A 17,394-nucleotide genomic window follows, 5' to 3' on the forward strand; every position below is an offset into this window, starting at 1 on the left:
GTGTCGAGACCAACACGGTCAGGAGGGCTGCTCGACCAGACCCAGCAGCTGGGTTGCGGCCAGATCGATCGCCGCGCCCGCGGTCTCCGCGTCGCCCTCGTTGAGGTAGAGCAGCGTCAGTCCGTCCACGATCGCGGTCAGGTAGCGCGCCAGCACCGCGACGTCGACCGTCCAGGTCACGCCGGCGCTGGCCGCGAGCCTCTCGATGACCGTGGTGTGCGCGTCCAGGTAGGTGCGGTACTGCAGCCGGGCGATCTCTGCCAGCGCCGGGCTGCGCGTCGCGTACTGCGTCAGCTCGTAGGTCACCCGGTGCTCGTCGGGGTTGTCCAGGACGTGCTGCCAGTAGGAGGCCAGCCCGCCGCGCAGCTTCTCCTCCAGCGTTCCCGGGCCGTCGATGATCTCCAGCGCCGGCGCCAGGGTGTGACCGGTGATCGTCGTGATCACCTGCTCCAGGAGCTCCTCCTTGGAGCGGAAGCAGTAGTGGAAGGTGCCGAGCGGCATGTCGGCCTCAGCCACGATGGACCGGGTCGTGGCCTGGGCGACGCCGTCGCGCGCCATCACCTGGATCGCGGCCTGGACCAGCAACCGTCGTCGTTCGTCTGCCGCCACCCTTGCCACGTGACCAAGACTAGCGTCCAAGACGGAGGCGACCTACCGGACCGGACGTGCGGTCCGGTAGGTCGCAAAGCCGAGCTCTCAGGTCAGAGCGAAGGTGCTGGAGCGTCGTCCTGCCGTGCCACCGACGGTGAGCGCACCGCGGTGGTGCTGGAGACAGCCGTCGCGGTCGGTCGCCACCTGCAGCGAGATCCCGCCCTTGACCGGGATCCGGCGGAAGCTGGCCGCAGCGGCGTACGCCGGCCCCGGCTCGACCGGGTCGATCCGGATCGTGTCACCGGCGACCCGGACGTACCTGTCGGGGAAGTTGACCGACTGCAGTGACTCCGACCCGTCGCCCGCCAGCCCGGGCACGAACCGGAACTGGCTGTCGGCGAGCTCCCTCGGGGCATGGTCCACCCGCAGCGTGTACTCGTAGTGGCGTACGAACGAGCCCGGCGCGTCCAGCGGGGTGAGCCGCACGATCGGCCCGCCCTTCCCGACCGGCACCCCGAACATGGGGGTGCCGTCCGCATGCCACACCACCTTCTGCATGCGGGCGTGCCGGTTCGGGTCGTAGAGGGGGTCGCCGGTGATGTCGCGGTAGTCCCGGGCGTGGTAGACGAGGACGTCGGTCACGCCGTCCTCGGCGACCGTGAACGAGTTGTGCCCCGGACCGTACTGTCCGGTCTGCTCATTGGTGGTGAACACCGGATCGGGGCTCTTGACCCACGACGCCGGGTCGAGCAGGTCGGCGTCCGCCGCAGCGGTGAGCAGGCCTATGCAGTAGCGCGAGTCGGTGGCGCTGGCCGAGAACGTCATGAAGACGCGGCCGTTGCGAACCAGCACCGCGGCTCCCTCGTTGACCTTGTAGCCCTGCACCTCCCAGCTGCGGGTCGGGGTCGCGATCCGCGCCGGGAAGGTGCTGATCGCGAACGGGGAGCTCATCTCGGCGATGTAGAGGCTGGTGTTGACCGCGATCTCGGGCTCGCTCTGCGCCCAGACCAGGTAGCGGCGGCCGGCGTGCTCGAACGTGGTGGCGTCGAGGGCGAAGCTCTGCCATGGCGTGATGATCTGCTGCGGAGCACCCCAGCCCGCGGGGTCGCGCGGGTCGGCGAGCGTGGACTCCATGACGTACATCCGGATCCGGAAGACGTCGTCGGAGTCGCCGGCCGCGAAGTAGACGTACCAGCGGCCGTCGATGCGGTGCAGCTCGGGTGCCCAGATGTGGCCGCCCATCTTCCCGCTGGCAGGGCGGCGCCAGATCACCGACTCCGCTGCGGTGGCGAGGCCGGCCAGCGAAGCCGATCCGCGGATCACCAGACGGTCGTACTCCGGAACGGAGCCGGTCAGGTAGTACATCCCGTCGACGGGCGGGGTGACGAACGGGTCGGCCCGGCGCTCGACGAGCGGGTTGAGGGTCGGCACTCCCCAGATCTCGGCGTCGCTGGGCATCGGGGTGGGCGGTGCCGCGGCGGCGGGCGCGGCGTACCCGGCGAGGGCAGCGGCCGCTCCGAGGCCGACCCCGGCCTGCAGCAGGTGGCGCCTGCTGAGGCCGGCCCGGAGGCTGAGATGGTTCAGGTGGTCGAGGTGGTTCAGGTCGGACATGGGTGCTCCTACCGGGTCTGGATGCGGATGAAGGTCACGGAGTACGGCGCGAAAGTGCGGGTGAAGGTGCTGTCCACGCCGCGGATGGTGCTGGTGACCGGCTTGATGGGTTGCGCCGTTCGGGTGTTCTGCTCCTCCGGGTCACCGCTGATGACGGTCATCTCCGCCTTGGAGGCGACCTTGGCGCCGAGGTCGATGCGGGTGACCGCCGGCTCGGCCTGGGCGTTGACGACCTTGACGATCAGGTCGCCGGTCGCCTCGTCACGGGTGACCACCTGCGCGAACGGCTCGGTGACCTGATCGTCGTCGAACTCCTGGAAGAGCTGACCGTCGAGGAAGAGCCGGACGTGGGTGCCCCGGACCTCGACACGTACGTCGTAGGTGCGTCCGGTCTCGACCGAGTGGCCCTCACGGGCGACGAGGGTCTCCTTGCCGCCGTTGGTGGCCTTCTCGACGACGGTGCGGGTGTTGTTCCAGCCGCCGATGTTCCACCAGTAGAGGTTGCCGGAGTCCTTCACCCCGAACGCGACCAGGAAGCCCTCGGAGCCGGACAGCTTCTTGGCCTTGAGCTTGATGTCGTAGTCGCTCGAGGTGATGTCCGCGGCCCCGACCAGGGTGTCCTGAGCGGCCGCGTCCGTCTGCGTGTAGGCGCCGTCGACGACCGACCAGCTCCCCCGGTTGGCCAGGGGGCTCCAGCCCTCGGCGTCCCCGTCCTCGAAGTCGTCGGCGAACAGCTCGGTCCCGTCGGGTGCGGTGACCGACACGTCGTCGTACGCCGCGGAGGTGGCCCAGGTGGAGAGGCCGATGCCGCCGGTGATGGGCTTCGGCTGGATCACGTCGCCGGTCGCCTCGCTGGGGACGACCCGGTCACCCACGTTGTTCATGAACAGCTTCTGGACCTCGTAGTTCGCCGAGCTCCAGGACTGGTCGTTGTCGAACCAGATCATGTCCGGACGCCACTGCACGTTGTCCACGTTGGCGAGCAGCGGGGCGTAGGAGGCGAGCTGCACGACGTCGGCGTTGCGCTCGAGCCCGGTCATGAACGCCGCCTCGGACAGTGCGTTGAAGAGCTTGTTGTCCTGGGAGGCGTACTCACCGAGGAAGACCTTCGGCCCGTTGCGGTCGTAGCTGTCGTAGCGGTCGTTGTTCTGCAGGAACCAGGTCGGGGAGTTGTAGTAGTGCTCGTCGACCATGTCGACGCCGGCGGCCGTGTTCTGCGCCCAGTGCTGGTCGAAGAGCGCGCCCTGGTCGTCGGGGCCGGAGTTGCTGATGATCGTGATCTCCGGGTAGCGCGCCTCGATGGCCGCGCGGAACTTCTCGAACCGCTCGAAGAACTCCGCGGGCAGGTTCTCCTCGTTGCCGACCCCGAGATGAGTGAGCCCGAACGGCTCCGGGTGTCCCATCTCGGCGCGCAGGCCGCCCCACTCGGTGTCGACCGCGCCGTTGGCGAACTCGATGAGGTCGAGGGTGTCCTGGATGTGGCGCTGCAGCAGCTCCTCGTCATCGGTGGCCCGGTTCTGGCCGCAGCCGGTGACCAGCGCGGGCACGACCGGCAGCGGCATCGACCCGACGTCCTCGGCGAACTGGAAGTACTCGAAGTAGCCCAGGCCGTAGGTCTGGTTGTAGCCCCAGAAGTTGGCGTTCGTCGCCCGCTCCTCGACCGGGCCGACGGTGTCCTTCCACTGGTAGGACCGGGCGCGCTGCCAGCCGGAGGCGGCGTCGTAGCCGGACATGCTGCCGGTGTTTACGAGACAGCCGCCCGGGAAGCGGACGAACTCCGGCTCGAGCGCCGCGATCTTCTCGGCGAGGTCCTTGCGCAGCCCGTTCTCGCGGCCCATGAAGGTGTCCTCGGGCATCAGCGAGACCATGTCGAGGCGGAGGGTGCCGACGCCCTCCCCCTGCAGCCACAGACGTGCGGAGTCGGTCGTGGCCTTCGCCGTGAAGGTCCCGGCGTACTTCGTCCAGGTGTCGTCCTTCACCTGGATCCGGACCGGATCGGCGTACGAGGTGGCGCCGGACTCGTCGCGCAGCGACACGGTCAGCGGCGTGCCGCCGGCGGTGTCCGAGCGTGCCCAGACCGAGAAGTCGTAGCTCTTGCCGGCCTCGAGCGCCACACCGTTGTTCCAGCCGCTGTTCGAGACGCCGTACGTCCCGCCGGCGGCGTTGGCCAGGGAGAGCTGTAGATAGGTGCGGTTGCGCTCGTTGAGCCGGGAACCGTCGTTGACGGGGGTGGCGGTCCCGTTACCCCCGTCGACGCCTCGCGGGGTCCAGGCGGTCATGCCGGTGTAGGAGCGGTTGTCGACGGGCAGGAACTCGAAGGACCGGTTCCGCACCAGCTCGGCGTAGAGGCCGCCGTCGGCGGCGTAGTTGATGTCCTCGAAGAAGACGCCGTACATCGAGTCGCTGATCTCGGGCCCGGACTCACCGGTGTGTGCCGTGATCGTGTAGTCGGGTTCGGGCGGGGCGGCTCGTCTGTCCGCGGCGAGGCCGGGCGCGGCGTAGGCCAGGGGCAGGGCGAGGACGGTGGCGGCGGACAGGACGGTCAGCAGTCGGAATCTGTGCACGTTGGTCTCCTCAGAACACGCGGTAGGCGGTGCGGATGCGGTCCAGCTCGGCCTTGGTCACGGGCAGGACGGTGCCGTGGCGGGGCCGGCTGGGAAGCTGGTAGTCGCTGGAGATTCGGAAGAAGCCCGACTCCAGGTCGGTGGTCTCGAACGGCACGTACCCTCGGCCGCCGAACTCGTCGATGAACAGGTACCACTTGTCCTCGGTGTTGGACTTGAAGATCGTCGGCCCCTCGCCGCGGTCGATGCCCGGGTTGTCGGCCGTTCCCTTGCCGATGCACTCCGCGACGAAGCTCCAGTCCAGGTCGAGCAGCGAGGTGGCCTTCTCCTCGACGATGAACTTGCTGCAGGGCGTGGTGGAGGTGTTGTTCCGCTCGTCCTTGGTGAACCGGTAGTAGGTCCCCTCGTGCTCGGCGACGGTGGAGTCGATCACCGAGTAGCCCGGGTCGATCCACACCTCGGGCTCGCTGAAGGTTCGGAAGTCCCGGGTGGTGACGTAGACCATCCGGTTGTGGGTGCTGCCGGCATGCTCGGGGTCGTTCTTCTCATAGAGCTTGGAGGCCCAGAAGACCACGTACGCCCCGATCCCCTCGTCGTAGTAGGCCTCCGGCGCCCAGGTGTTCCCGGCCTGGGGCGAGGACACCCGGACGTGTCGCTGCTCGGACCAGTTCACGAGGTCGGTCGACTCCCAGACCTCGATGTGCCGGCTCCCCTGACGCTGGGCGGCGTCCCAGTCCCCGTTGCCGTGGATCTTGAGGTCGGTGGCGATCAGGTAGAACTTGTCGCCCTCTGGGGAGCGGATGATGAACGGGTCGCGTACGCCCTTGTCGCCGTGCTGCGACCGCAGCACCGGCTCGCCGCCGTTGAGCTCGTCCCAGTGGAGCGGGTCGTTGCCCTTGCTGGCGGCGAGGTAGACCTGCTCCCCGTCGGCCGTTCCCTCGCCCGTGAAGTAGGCGAAGGTGTAGCCCTCGAGCGGCTCCTGCTTCGGCAGCGGCAGGACCGTCAGCCGGAACTTTCGCTTCTCCTTCGTCTTGCCGAGGTTGACGGTGGCGTTGAGCGCCAGGCGGACCGGGTTGTTGCCGTACGCCGGCCGGTCGACCTCGCCGGTCGGGGTGACGACGTCGGGCTCGCTGGATGTCCAGCTGATGCTCGTGCCGTGCAGGCCCTGGGTGGGCAGGGTGATGTTGCCGCGGATCTCGTCGGCGTCCCAGACCCGGAGCGCAGCCGCGGCGCGGGTGACCTTCTCCTCGTCGCTGATGTCGGCAGGCACGTTGACGGTGAACTCCTCGGACCGGCTCTCGGAGCCGTGGGCTGCGGTGGCGGTGAGCGTCACCGCGGCATCGGGGCTGCCGTGGGGCGGCCGGGTGACGGCCCCGGTCGCGGAGACGACTTCCGGGGCGGAGGAGGCCCAGGTGAAGGTGGAACCGTTCGGGCCGCTGCTCGGGAGCGAGAGGTCACTGACGACGCGGGACGTGTCGCCCAGGTCGAGCCAGGTGAGGTCGCGCTCGACGCGCTGCTCGTCGGTGACGTGGCCCAGCTCGTGGACCTCTGCCGCCGTCAGCGCCCGGTCGTACATCCGGAAGTCGCGCACCTGACCCTTCAGATGACGGTCGTTGCTGTAGACCGACCGGCCGAGGTAGTTCGCGGTGGTGACCCCGTTGCCGATCTGGCCGGGCGTGATGGTCACGCCGGTGCGGCGAGCGACCTCGACACCGTCCTCGTAGAGCACCGCGGTGCCGTCGGCGAGCGTGTAGCTGATGGTCTTCCAGGTGTCGCGGGCCAGGTTGCGGCCGGCCGTCACCGTCTGCTCGGTGCTCCAGTTGCCGGTGGCGATCGCCGTCCGGTAGGCGTTGCCGGTCGTGAACAGGTAGCCGTTGCCCGATCCGTTGGAGCCGGTGTTGCCGAGGCCCCAGATGAAGTACGGCGTGGCCTGGTCCGCCGCGATCTTCACCTCGAGCGAGACAGTGATCGACGTCAGGCCGGCCATCACGTCGTTCGGCAGCCTGACGTGGCCGTCGGTGCCACCGAGGGACAGCCCCTCGCCGCCGAGCCAGGTCGCGTCACCGGCCAGGGTGCCGTCGCGACCGGCGCCCGACTCGTCGACGACCGTGGTGCCGGTGGTCTGGTCGAGGGGGTAGTGGACAATGAGGCCCGCGTCGCTCGCACCTTGCGCCGGCGCGGTGGTCACCAGGCTGGCCAGAATCAGGGGCAACGACGCGAGCGCCGCCAGGGTGCGCGCGAGATGCTTCCGGCGCGGGTTGTGTTGGGTCAGGGTCGACTGGTCCATCTGCGCGCTCCAGGGTCAGCTGTGACAAACGCCGGGCCACCGATGTGATGTGACTGCCATCACTTCAATGTGAGCGCTAACATTCTCAGGAGGTCCATGCAGTCGTCAAGAGTCGCCAGGCAAATGATGTGAGCGCTCACATATTGCTGGCGCGGACGGGGCCGAGGACGAGAACGAAGAACCCCCAGCCGTACCTGCCGTGTTCTGGCTGGTCAGACGAGCGTCTTGATCACGGCGGTTACCAACCGAGCAGCAGCGAAAGGGCGCCAAAATTGATGGTGCCCAAGTACAGGGCGACAACGAGTACGGCAATCATCCAGAGCCAAAACCGACTCTGGGCCAGAATCCGGTCGTCGTCGGCCCTCGGGGCCTACGGCAGGTCCCCGCTTCAGGCGTTCACCCCACACCACGTACCCGACGAATTCGGAGCCGTTCAACAGCGATGTAATGGCTTCACCGCAAGGAAGGGGCACTCCCGCCCGACTGCGAAGGCGAGGAGGCCGCGCTCGCGGCCGAAGGCCGCCTTGAGTCAGTAGAGAAAGTTCTCACGCGATCATCACGGCCGCACGTGAGATCGCCGGGTCCGGATTAGGTGCTCCAAGGACAGGCCAGCTCCGATCGCTGAGGCGACGACCGGGGACGCGACGAGCAGTCGGATGCCGGCCGTTAATGCCGCTTGATACGTGGCTTCGTCGATGACCTGGAGGTCGCCGTGGTTGTTGAGCGTGTATGTGTCTGTGACGGCGTCGTAATGAGGTTGGCCGCTTGTCAGGTCGTCGAGACCAGATAGCGCCACAGCGACGCCGAGGAGCGCGCAGGCTAGGAGCGCTCCCAGGATTGGCAGCGGTGTGCTGGGAACCCACCACTTTGCGCCGACGCTCGCCGACTGGGCCGCGACAAGTAGCCAGACCGCCCACCCCCACAGCAAGAAAGCCAGCATGAATGGGCCAACGAAGAGATTCTCGTCCCCCGGGGTGCTCGGCACAAGGAAGGTGCGTAGGTCGATCAGCAACGCCGCAACCAGGTTGAGAGTTGCCAGGCAGACAATGACGCTCGAGGCGAACCGCGCGTAAGGCGATGCGAGAAACCGACGGGCGGTGTCAGGCTTCAGGCGCGTCATTCAAAGCCACGTTCTGTTCTGGGCTGAGGACACGTGCGATCCACTCACTGGAGCACCATGCCAACCAACTCCATCAGGATCCGCACACATCCCGCCAGGCCGGCAACCAGAAGCATCACGGCAGTCGCGCCGAAGAACACGGTGCCGAAGGTCTGATTCAGCTTCTCGCCCGGTTTCAGCTCCTGCCACTCAAGTCGTCGCCACTCGAACTGGACGGGCCACCTCGAATGGACCTCTTTGTCGAACAGTCGTCGATTGTATTGGACGATCCAGCGCCACCACATCAGTGACAACCAGGCAAGAAGTGCGCCGAGTGCCAGCATGGCCCCAGTGACGGGGATGAGCGCGACCACGAGACCCGGTCCTTCCGACAAATGTTCGCGCCAAAGTTAGCCGAAGGGAGACCGCCTCGTCAGGGCTTCGGCGATGCGGGCGCGCAACTGGCCAACTCCCAACGATGGACGGAAGAACTGGAGCGGCGTCGTGTCCAGCCCCCTACGGTCAACCGAACGTATGCCGTATCGCGATCTGATCTAGGTGCAGAGTTGCTCCGACGCCGGACACGAAATGACACGAGACGGCGGTCGCGTCGTCATGCCGCTTTCCTCGAGATGCTCCCCCGCGGCCTCGTCGGCCTCGCGGGTGCGCCGCACCAGCTCCACCGCCGGACTCAAGGAGTGGATGGGTCACGAGTCCGATCGCGACCACGAATCTCTACCTCCACTTCCTCGCAACGGTGCCCATGAGTACGGGCTCGACCGTCTGAACGAGGAGCGGCAGCCACGGTCGAAGAAGGGCCGCAAGAAGGGGCCTGGAACGGACTCTGAGGAGGGTCCGGGGGCCACCGGGGGAAACAAGAGCGGGAGGCGGGCGAATGACAAACAACAAACCCGGCCCTCACAACCATGTTCTGGCTGTTCAGGACCGGGTTTCTGTCGGAGCCGCCTGTCGGAATCGAACCGACGACCTTCTCATTGCGAGGGCATGTCGGCCCAGCATCATGCGCTTACAAACGGCATCAGACGTTGCGTCTGTTGCACCACATTCCGCCCTCGGGGGGGATCGCATCGGCCAGGCAGGCAGGGTCACCTATCGTTCCCGTGGGGCCTATTCGCCGACACCCCGGGAGCTCTCGAGACTTTCACTCATAGAGTTGCACCGGCTCTCGGTCGCGGAGGTCCAGTGCGCGGTCCATGAGGTCCGGCAGAGCTGGTGGGCGCAGGACAAGGGCCTCGGGGCCCGTGAGGTCTGCTCGGGTCCACCAGCGTGCGTCACGGAAAACCCGACGCTCTCCGTCAGACAGTCCATTGTGTGTCAGCTCGGTGTGGTGGATGCGACAGGCGAAGTAGTGCTCCTCGCTGAGGATAGGGCCGCGGTCCGGCAGGATCAGAGAGATGGTGCGCACCGCGATTCGAGGGCCGATGACTGCGTCCACGATCCCGAGCTCCTCGGTTAGCTCGCGCCTGAGCGCCTGGTCGAAGGTCTCGGCGCCCTCGAGCCCGCCGCCCGGCGTCAACCAGTAGCGAAGCAGGTCCGGCCTGGATGGGTCCACAGGTGCTAGATCCTCGTACTCAAGCAGAAGGATGCGGTTCCGGCCGTCGAGGAGGAGGCCGCGGGCAGAGCGCCGAAGGTCGCGCGTGCTCTGGCCAGTGTTGGGCGATGCGGTGCTCATGAAGTCTCCATGCTTGGGCTGAGGGTCGACAGGGGCGAGTTGGTTGCGAAGTAGTTCCAGGTCCGAGCAGATCACGGCTAGACAGCCTTGAGCGACTTTGGCCGGGGCGTCGTCGACCAGGAGCCCCTCCTCCCCTGGGCCCGCGAAGGAGGCCCAATTTTGTTCCACCGGCCGCTGTGTTCCACCGGTTCGCCTGCGCGCGTGCGTAGGGGTTTGCTTCCTGGAACACCCGCGGTGAACGCGACGTTTTCCTAGGTCAGAGTCCGGTTCCACCGGCGTTCCACCGCCAGAATCTGTTCCACCGGGCACCGCGCCGGCATCCCCTCCACGCCCAGTATCAGAACCCCTCCACATGTTGCTGTCAGACGACAAACTCATCACCCGCGCGAACGTGGAGACCGATCGCCTACTGAACGCGCCGACCCAAAACGACGTGCGACTCTTCATCAGAGTCACGACAAGGATCGAGAGCGCGATGTGGGGAAACATGACACTTTGGGCCGGATGACAGGTGGCGAGAGCGGAAGGGGCTGGAAGAGTGCCTACCGCTTCGAGGGGTCCCCGGAACATACTTGGACATGCCCCCGTCTCTCCTACTCGCCGGCCTCATCCCTCATTGTCTACCCGGAGACTCGCTGGCAGATCGCGGGCGTCAGAGACCTGGAACTCGAAGAGCGCGCCGGAGAGTTGTTCGGGAACAACGCGCAGCATCCTGACGCCTGGGATAGAGCCGTAGGACCGATGGAGGTCGGGATTGGTGCTCCATGCATCCCAGCGGAGCAAGTCGATACCTCGATCGCGCGCAACCGCTGCCGCACAGTCGACCAGCAGCCTGCCAACACCGGGCCGCCCATGAACGCTCGCCACTTCGCGATGTAAAGAGCTGGCGTTGAGAGTTCGGCGTCAGTCCATAGCCCGGCGGGCGGTCGAGGGTAGATGGCCAGTGTGCCGACGATCCGGCCGTCGTCGCCCTGGAGCACCCACGTCGTCCTTTCGGCGATGCTCGCACGGACGACCGCTGCCTGATCCCGGGTCGACCACTGGTCCAGCCCACCGTCGCCGACGAGACTGGATTGGCCCGTCTGAACGGCGCGGGGGGGAATCCGGGGGGGGAATCCGGGGGGGAATCTTCACCGAAACGGCAGCGCTAAACACGAAGAACCCCCGCCTACCTGCCGTGTTCTGGCTGGTCGAACGGGGGTTTCTTTCGGAGCCGCCTGTCGGAATCGAACCGACGACCTTCTCATTACGAGTGAGACGCTCTACCGACTGAGCTAAGGCGGCGTACCGTCAACTGTTACCGCATGAAGCGGGTTTGGCTGAGCGGACCGGACGAGTGTACCGAGACTGCGCGCTCGATACTAAACCGGTGCGCGTCGACCTGCTCCTCGATGGTCATGTGGGCGGGCTTGCCCTTGCCGATGAGGCGGCCCAAGCGGCGTACGCCGTGCTTCATTGTTGTTCTGCTCCCCTGTGAAGATGTATCTGCCACCGACTGTGGACACAGCGGTGGTGATTCAAGGATGACCGGTGGCGACTCATAGAGGTAGGCGATCTTTCCTTTAAAAGACATAGGATGTCTCTATGTTGTCGCTGCACCAGCTCCGCGTGTTCCTCGCGGTCTACGAGCACGGCTCGCTGACCGCGGCGGCCGAGGCGCTCGGTTATGCGCAGCCGTCGATCTCGGAGCAGGTCAGAGGCCTGGAGCGTACGCTCGGCGTCCAGCTCTTCCGACGCGTCGGGCGCGGGGTGGTGCCGACGGGGGTGGCCGACGAGCTGAGGCCGCACGCGGAGCGTACGGTCGCGGCCGCCGAGGAAGCACGCAAGGCCGTCCAGGCGGTGAAGCAGTTCGAGACCGGCACCATCCGGTTCGGGATGTTCGGGATCGCGCGGCTCTATGGCGGCGCCAGCCTGGTCGCGGACGTGCTCGATCGATACCCCGGCGTCCGCGTCGAGCTGATCGGACAGAACTCCGCCGAGGTCCAGGACGACCTGCGGCGTGGGCGGCTCGAGGCTGCGATGCTCTCGGTCAGCAGCGTCTCCGGGGAAGGACTGAAGGTCACGCCGGTCGCGCGCGACGAGCTCGTCTACATCTCGGCCGACCCGGCCCACCTGGCCACGCCGGTCACACCCCACCGGCTCTCGCTGGCCACCCTGGTCATGTCCGACACGACCTGGAGCGCTGAGGACCCGACCCGCGTCACCATCCGCAACCTGCTCCACGAGACCGGCCGCAACCCGCCGAGCCGGATCGAGGTCGAGGACATCGAGACGGCGGTCGAGCTGGTCGGGATGGGCTACGCCGACGGCGTCATCCCGAAGGGCGCCGCCGAGCAGCTGCTCCCCCGGCTCGCGCCGAAGGCCGGATGGGTGTCACTGCGACCCCGGACGTACGACACCTTCGCCATCGTCCACCGCAACGACGCCACCCTCTCCCCCGCCGCCACCCTGATGATCGAGCTGGCCACCAAGCGGATCCAGGCCATCGCGGACCCTGTCCGCCCACGCTGAGTCGGTAGTTCTGTCGGCCGAGAAGGTAGTTGTGGGCGGCGAAACCACAGTTTCGTCGCCCACAACTACCGATTCGACCCGTCAAAAGTGCGGACTCGGCGGGTCAGCTCAGTCGCAGCCGTAGCCGTCGTTGTCCCGGTCGAGACGCCACGGGTCAGAGCTGTTGTTGACCCGTACCGGCTTCTTGTACGCCGGGATCTGGCCGCAGTCGAGGTCGTTGCCGCTGGTCGCGTTGTAGACCTTCACGCCGTTCCGGTACGTGTAGTCCAGGCCTGAGGTCGTGGCGGTCGTGCTGCCACGCTTCCGCAGGTAGAACGACCCGGACACGTCCGCCGCACGCGTCGCATCCCCGGCGAACTTCCAGCGGTAGTACCGACTGGCCGTCGGCGCGGTGATGACGGCGCACTTGCCGTAGCGGCTGGTCACGCAGGACGTGACGTTGGACCAGCGACCGCTGGCGCGCTTCTGCAGGTAGATGCGCTTGCCCTTGAATGCCTTGCCGCCGGTGGTCAGCTTGCCGACAACCCGGTAAGACTTCTGGGCGTACGCCTTGGCGGAGACCTTAACGACCGACGTGGCAATCTTGGGGACGGTGATGGCGGCGCTGTACTTGCCGCCGTAGCCGAACCGGTAGGTGGCGCCGCGCGTCCCAGTGGCCGCAACCCAACCGGTGGAGCCCGTCGTACGGCGGGTGACCGTCTTCCACGTGCCGCTGGACCGGCGCTGGATCGCCACCGATTTCCCGGCGAGCGCCTTGCCGTAGTCCTTCAACTGGGACTTGATGGTCGTGCCCGACCGGCTCGCGGAGAGGGTGTAGGCGTGGGCAGCCTTAATGGAGAAGGCATCGGTAACGACCGCCGAGTCCGTCAGGTTGCCGAACTCGTCTGAGGTGAAGACGAAAGCCTGGGCGCGATAATTGCCGACCGGAAGGAAGGAACAGATGTCGCCTTCGGCCAGCCCCTCGGTGAACCCGCCGCCCTCGATGTAGTTGGTGACGTCGTCTCCTTGCGAGTCGAAGACGGTCACCTCCCACCTCACAGTCGGGTTGGTGAACTCGTCGGAGTGGTTCGCGCCGAACGAGACATCCACGTCAACGGGGATCTTGGTTCCCGCTACGCCGTACTCGTTGCAGTTCTGTGCCTTCTTGACGTCGTTGACGGTCAGCGTGGCCGAACCTCCGATGTACTCCAGCGGTGCGGTGTCGGCGTGTGCGGCCTGTCCGAGGATGACTGGCATGGCAGCGGCAGCCAGCGACGTGGCGATGACCGCAGAAAGCTTGTGGATCCGTGCACCGGAGCGCGCTCGTGTGATCACGAAATGTGACCTTCCTTCTCGATGTGTCGACGCCTCCTGCCAAGGCGCGGGATGAACATCGCGCCGGGGAGACGGAGAAGAATTGTCCGGTGAAAGGAGCCGGCCGTCATGCGCCAGATTGGGTACGTTTCAACCGGAAGAAGGCAGGCTTCGCCTGCCTGTCCCGCGAGCGTCGAGACGCCGGCGGCCGTGTTGGTCTCGACACGTCTCCGCCTAGCGGCTCCGACGGCTCGACCAGCGGGGCGGCGTCAGCACTCCAGGCCGTCGTCGGGGACCTCGCCGTCGACGAGGTAGTCGTCGATGGCGTCGTCCACGCAGCCGTTGCCCTGCATGTAGCCGGTGTGGCCGTCGCCGTCACGGGAGACGAGTACGCCGGAGTCCAGTGCCTCCGCGAGGTCCTCGGCCCACTCGTAGGGGGTGGCCGGGTCGCGGGTGGTGCCGATGACGACGATCGGGTTGGAGCCCTCGGCGTCGATCTCCGGCTCGGGCTCGGTGGCCTCGAACTTCTGCGCGGCACAGCCGGTGAGCATCCAGGCGAGGGCGGCACCGAAGGTGGGAGCGGCCTTCTCGAAGGCGGGCAGCTCCTTGCGTACCTCTGCCGGGGTGAGACCGGAGGAGTCGTCGAGGCAGTTGATCGCCCAGTTGGCCTCCATCGTGTTGTTGATATAGGTGCCCTCGGGACCGCGGCCGGCGTACTGGTCCGCGAGGCTCATCAGCTGGGTGCCGTCACCCTTCAGCGCCGCCTCGAGGGCGTCGGTGAGGTAGGGCCAGTAGGACTCGACGTAGAGCGGGGTGATCAGGCCGTAGAGGGCGTTGCCGGCAGTCAGCTCCCGGTCACCTGCCGGCAGCGGCTCGGCGTCGATGTCGGCCAACAGCTTCTGAACCCGCTCGACGCCCTCGTCGACGGTGTCACCGAGGAAGCAGCTGCCCTCGTCGACGCAGTTCTCGACATAGGAGCGGAGCGCGACCTCGAAGCCCTTCGCCTGCGCCAGGTTGGAGTCGATCACGCTCAGGCCGGGGGCGATCGCACCGTCGAGCACGAAGCGGCCGACGCGGTCGGGATAGAGCTCGGCGTAGGTCGAGCCGAGCTGGGTGCCGTAGGAGGCGCCGAAGTAGTCGAGCTGGTCCTCCCCGAGCGCTGCCCGTAGTACGTCCATGTCCCGGGCCGCCTCGACGGTGCTGACGTGGGCGGAGATCCCGCGTCGCTGGGCCGCGCAGCCGTTGGCCATCTCGACACCGGTGTCGACGTAGGCCTTCTCCTCGGCGGGGTCGTCGGGGTCGGGGTCGACGGCGATGTAGGAATCCAGGGCGTCGTCGGGGAGGCAGTCGACCGGGGTGCTCTGCCCGACACCACGCGGGTCGAACCCGACGATGTCGTAGGAGTCGCGGACCTTGGAGCCGAAGGACTGGTTGTTGTAGAGGGCGTAGTCGATGCCCGACCCGCCCGGGCCACCCGGGTTGATCGCCAGGGAGCCGATCTTCTCCTTGTTGGCCGGGTCCTTGATCACCGCGACGTCGATGGTGCGGCCGGTCGGGTCGGAGTAGTCGAGCGGGACCTCGAGGGTCGCGCACCGGAAGGCGCCGTTGCACTTCTTCCAGTCCAGCTCCTGGCTGTAGAAGGACTGCAGCCCTTCGGACGGGGCCGCGGTCGCCGACGCGCTCGGGCTCACCCGGTCGGCGTCGGGGGTGCCGCCGCCGGCACCACAGCCGGCGGTGAACACGGCCAGGGCGGTCAGGGCGATCACGACTTTGGGTTTCACTGATCTCCTCCGGGTGGCAACAGCGCCACCATCATGGCTTCCAGGACCAACTGGGGCTGCACGTTGAACTCCAGCAGCTGCTCTCGGGCTTCGAAGATCGCACTGATGCGCTGCAGGTTGAGCTCGGGCGTGGAGCGCTCGACGAGCTGCTCGATCTCGCGCCGGTGCTCCTCGTTGACAAGCGCCACGGGAGCACCGGCGGCCAAGGTGATCGCGTCGCGATAGATCGAGACCAGGTCCATCAGGCCGCGGTCGATCACATCGCGGTGGCGGCGGGTGGCCCGGCGCTTCTGATCCTTCTCGAGCGCAGCCAGCGCAGGACCGTATTCACGCGGACGCCGCCCTCGGTCGACCACGCCATAGCCCACGTCGAGGTCGGACTTCTCTTTCGCGTCGAGGTCGGCGGTGACCGCGTCGGCCTCCTCCTTCGACACCGCGGCGAGCTCGCCGGCGGCCCGGAGCGCGTCGGCGAGGGTGGTCAGCCGGGTCGGATACGCGACCACCTGCTCACGTCGCCGACGGGTGTCGTCGTCGCGGGCCAGCGCCTTGGCCCGGCCGATGTGGCCCTGGCTCGCGCGCGCCGCGTAGGCGCCGCGCGCCTCGTCGACCCCGAGCGTACGCTGCAGGAAGGCCGACACGTCGGGGGTCGTCGGGGTGGTCAGGGTGACCAGGCGGCACCGGGACCGGATGGTCGGGAGGACGTCCTCGACCGTCGGCGCGCAGAGCATCCAGACCGTGCGGGCGCCGGGCTCCTCGACCGCCTTGAGCAGCGCGTTGTTGGCCTGCTCGGTGAGCCGGTCGGCGTCCTCGATGATCAGGATCTGCCAGCGGCTTCCAGCCGGGGAGAGGGCGGCCTGCCGCACCAGGTCGCGGATCTCGTCGACCCCGAGGGTCAGCTTCTCGGTGCGGACCAGGTTGACGTCGGCGTGGCTCCCGGCGAGCACCGTGTGGCACTCGTGGCAGTGGCCGCAGCCACCGTTCGGGCACTGGAGCGCAGCGGCGAAGGCGATCGCGGCGTTGGAGCGTCCGGAGCCTGGGGGCCCGGTGAAGAGCCACGACTGGGTCATCCCCTTGCCGAAGCGGCGCCCGAGGCCATCGGCCGAGCCGGTCGCGGCGGTCTGCAACGTGGAGATGATGTGGCGCTGGCCGACGAGGTTGTCCCAGACCGACCGACCGTCCCAGGTGGTGGCGACGCTCATGCGCTCACCACCTGGCGGAGCTTGGGTTCGAGACGCGCCAGCACCGCCGCATGGATCTCCTCGACCGGGGCACGGGCGTCCAGGACCAGATAGTGACCGGGGTCCCGCTTGGCGAGCGCTACGAACGCCTCACGCACCCGCTGGTGGAACTCCACCGACTCCTGCTCCATCCGGTCGCGCTCCTCGAACCGGGTGAACCCGGCCGTCGGATCCAGGTCGAGCAGCACCGTAAGATGAGGCCTCAGGTCGGCGGTCGCCCAGCGCGCCACCTCCTCGAGCTGCGCGGTGTCCAGGACCCGGCCGGCGCCCTGATAGGCCAGCATCGAGTCGACATAGCGGTCGGTGATGACCACCTGTCCTCGATCCAGCGCCGGGCGCACCATCGACTCGATGTGCTCGGCTTTGTCGGCAGCGAACAGGAGCGCCTCGGTCCGGTCGTCGAGATCGCCGGTCTCCGGGGACAGCACGATGCGGCGTACGTCCTTGCCTACGGCCGTGTCCCCCGGCTCGAAGGTCAGCAGGACCTGGTGGCCGCGGGCGGTCAGCGCCTCCTGGAGCAGCCGGGACTGGGTGGACTTGCCCGCCCCCTCGCCACCCTCGAAACAGACGAAGACGCCGCGCTCTGCGTAGACACCCGGAAACCTCACGAAGCAAACCTACGGGGTGACACCGACAACCGCCGCACGCCGCACGCCGCACCCGCCCTCTGGAATGGCGCTATTGGCTGCCGTACGGCACCGCCACCAGGTTAAGGTTCGAGGCGCC

The 17,394-nt window shown here is 67.4% G+C and carries 12 protein-coding genes and 1 tRNA gene; 1 reads left to right on the forward strand and 12 read right to left on the reverse strand.

Annotation, left to right across the window (positions count from 1 at the left end; genetic code table 11):
• Positions 1–18: 18 nt before the first annotated feature.
• The 8 genes from H5T77_RS02885 to H5T77_RS02920 form a co-directional block, all read right to left on the reverse strand.
• The gene (locus H5T77_RS02885) at positions 19–618 is read right to left on the reverse strand and encodes a TetR/AcrR family transcriptional regulator (protein ID WP_292644781.1); all 600 of its coding nucleotides are present in this window, start codon (positions 616–618) and stop codon (positions 19–21) included.
• Between the two features lie 78 nt (positions 619–696).
• Positions 697–2,202 (reverse strand): family 43 glycosylhydrolase, encoded by a 1,506-nt coding sequence (locus tag H5T77_RS02890; protein WP_292644783.1) that lies wholly within the window; start codon positions 2,200–2,202, stop codon positions 697–699.
• 8 nt (positions 2,203–2,210) lie between these two features.
• On the reverse strand, positions 2,211–4,766 hold the full coding sequence (locus H5T77_RS02895; protein ID WP_292644785.1) for an alpha-L-arabinofuranosidase C-terminal domain-containing protein: 2,556 nt from the start codon (positions 4,764–4,766) through the stop codon (positions 2,211–2,213).
• 10 nt (positions 4,767–4,776) lie between these two features.
• The gene (locus H5T77_RS02900) at positions 4,777–7,053 is read right to left on the reverse strand and encodes an immunoglobulin-like domain-containing protein (protein WP_292644787.1); all 2,277 of its coding nucleotides are present in this window, start codon (positions 7,051–7,053) and stop codon (positions 4,777–4,779) included.
• A gap of 556 nt (positions 7,054–7,609) precedes the next feature.
• The gene (locus H5T77_RS02905; protein WP_292644789.1) at positions 7,610–8,173 is read right to left on the reverse strand and encodes a hypothetical protein; all 564 of its coding nucleotides are present in this window, start codon (positions 8,171–8,173) and stop codon (positions 7,610–7,612) included.
• A gap of 44 nt (positions 8,174–8,217) precedes the next feature.
• Positions 8,218–8,526 (reverse strand): hypothetical protein, encoded by a 309-nt coding sequence (locus tag H5T77_RS02910; protein ID WP_292644792.1) that lies wholly within the window; start codon positions 8,524–8,526, stop codon positions 8,218–8,220.
• A 788-nt stretch (positions 8,527–9,314) separates the two neighbouring features.
• Positions 9,315–9,845 carry an NUDIX hydrolase gene (locus tag H5T77_RS02915; protein ID WP_292644794.1) on the reverse strand — a complete coding sequence of 177 codons (531 nt, stop codon included), beginning with the start codon at positions 9,843–9,845 and terminating at the stop codon, positions 9,315–9,317.
• 1,211 nt (positions 9,846–11,056) lie between these two features.
• Positions 11,057–11,129 (reverse strand) — tRNA-Thr (locus H5T77_RS02920).
• 300 nt (positions 11,130–11,429) lie between these two features.
• Between H5T77_RS02920 and H5T77_RS02925 the strand changes: the two genes are divergently transcribed.
• The gene (locus tag H5T77_RS02925; RefSeq protein ID WP_292644797.1) at positions 11,430–12,356 is read left to right on the forward strand and encodes a LysR family transcriptional regulator; all 927 of its coding nucleotides are present in this window, start codon (positions 11,430–11,432) and stop codon (positions 12,354–12,356) included.
• Between the two features lie 108 nt (positions 12,357–12,464).
• Here the strand turns inward: H5T77_RS02925 and H5T77_RS02930 are convergent, their stop codons facing one another.
• From H5T77_RS02930 to tmk, 4 genes are all read right to left on the reverse strand, one after another.
• Positions 12,465–13,670, reverse strand: coding sequence for a hypothetical protein (locus H5T77_RS02930; protein WP_292644799.1), 1,206 nt, complete (start codon positions 13,668–13,670; stop codon positions 12,465–12,467).
• Between the two features lie 248 nt (positions 13,671–13,918).
• Positions 13,919–15,430, reverse strand: coding sequence for an alpha/beta hydrolase (locus H5T77_RS02935; protein ID WP_292644801.1), 1,512 nt, complete (start codon positions 15,428–15,430; stop codon positions 13,919–13,921).
• Positions 15,427–16,629, reverse strand: a complete 1,203-nt coding sequence (locus tag H5T77_RS02940; RefSeq protein WP_292644803.1) for a DNA polymerase III subunit delta' — start codon at positions 16,627–16,629, stop codon at positions 15,427–15,429. The genes H5T77_RS02935 and H5T77_RS02940 overlap by 4 nt, the downstream gene beginning before the upstream one ends.
• A complete protein-coding gene (tmk, locus tag H5T77_RS02945) occupies positions 16,626–17,276 on the reverse strand; it encodes a dTMP kinase (protein ID WP_292644806.1) in 651 nt (216 codons plus the stop codon). The genes H5T77_RS02940 and tmk overlap by 4 nt, the downstream gene beginning before the upstream one ends.
• Positions 17,277–17,394: the final 118 nt, after the last annotated feature.

Origin of the sequence: Nocardioides sp., assembly GCF_014360585.1 — a bacterium.
In the GTDB taxonomy this organism is placed as follows: domain Bacteria; phylum Actinomycetota; class Actinomycetes; order Propionibacteriales; family Nocardioidaceae; genus Nocardioides.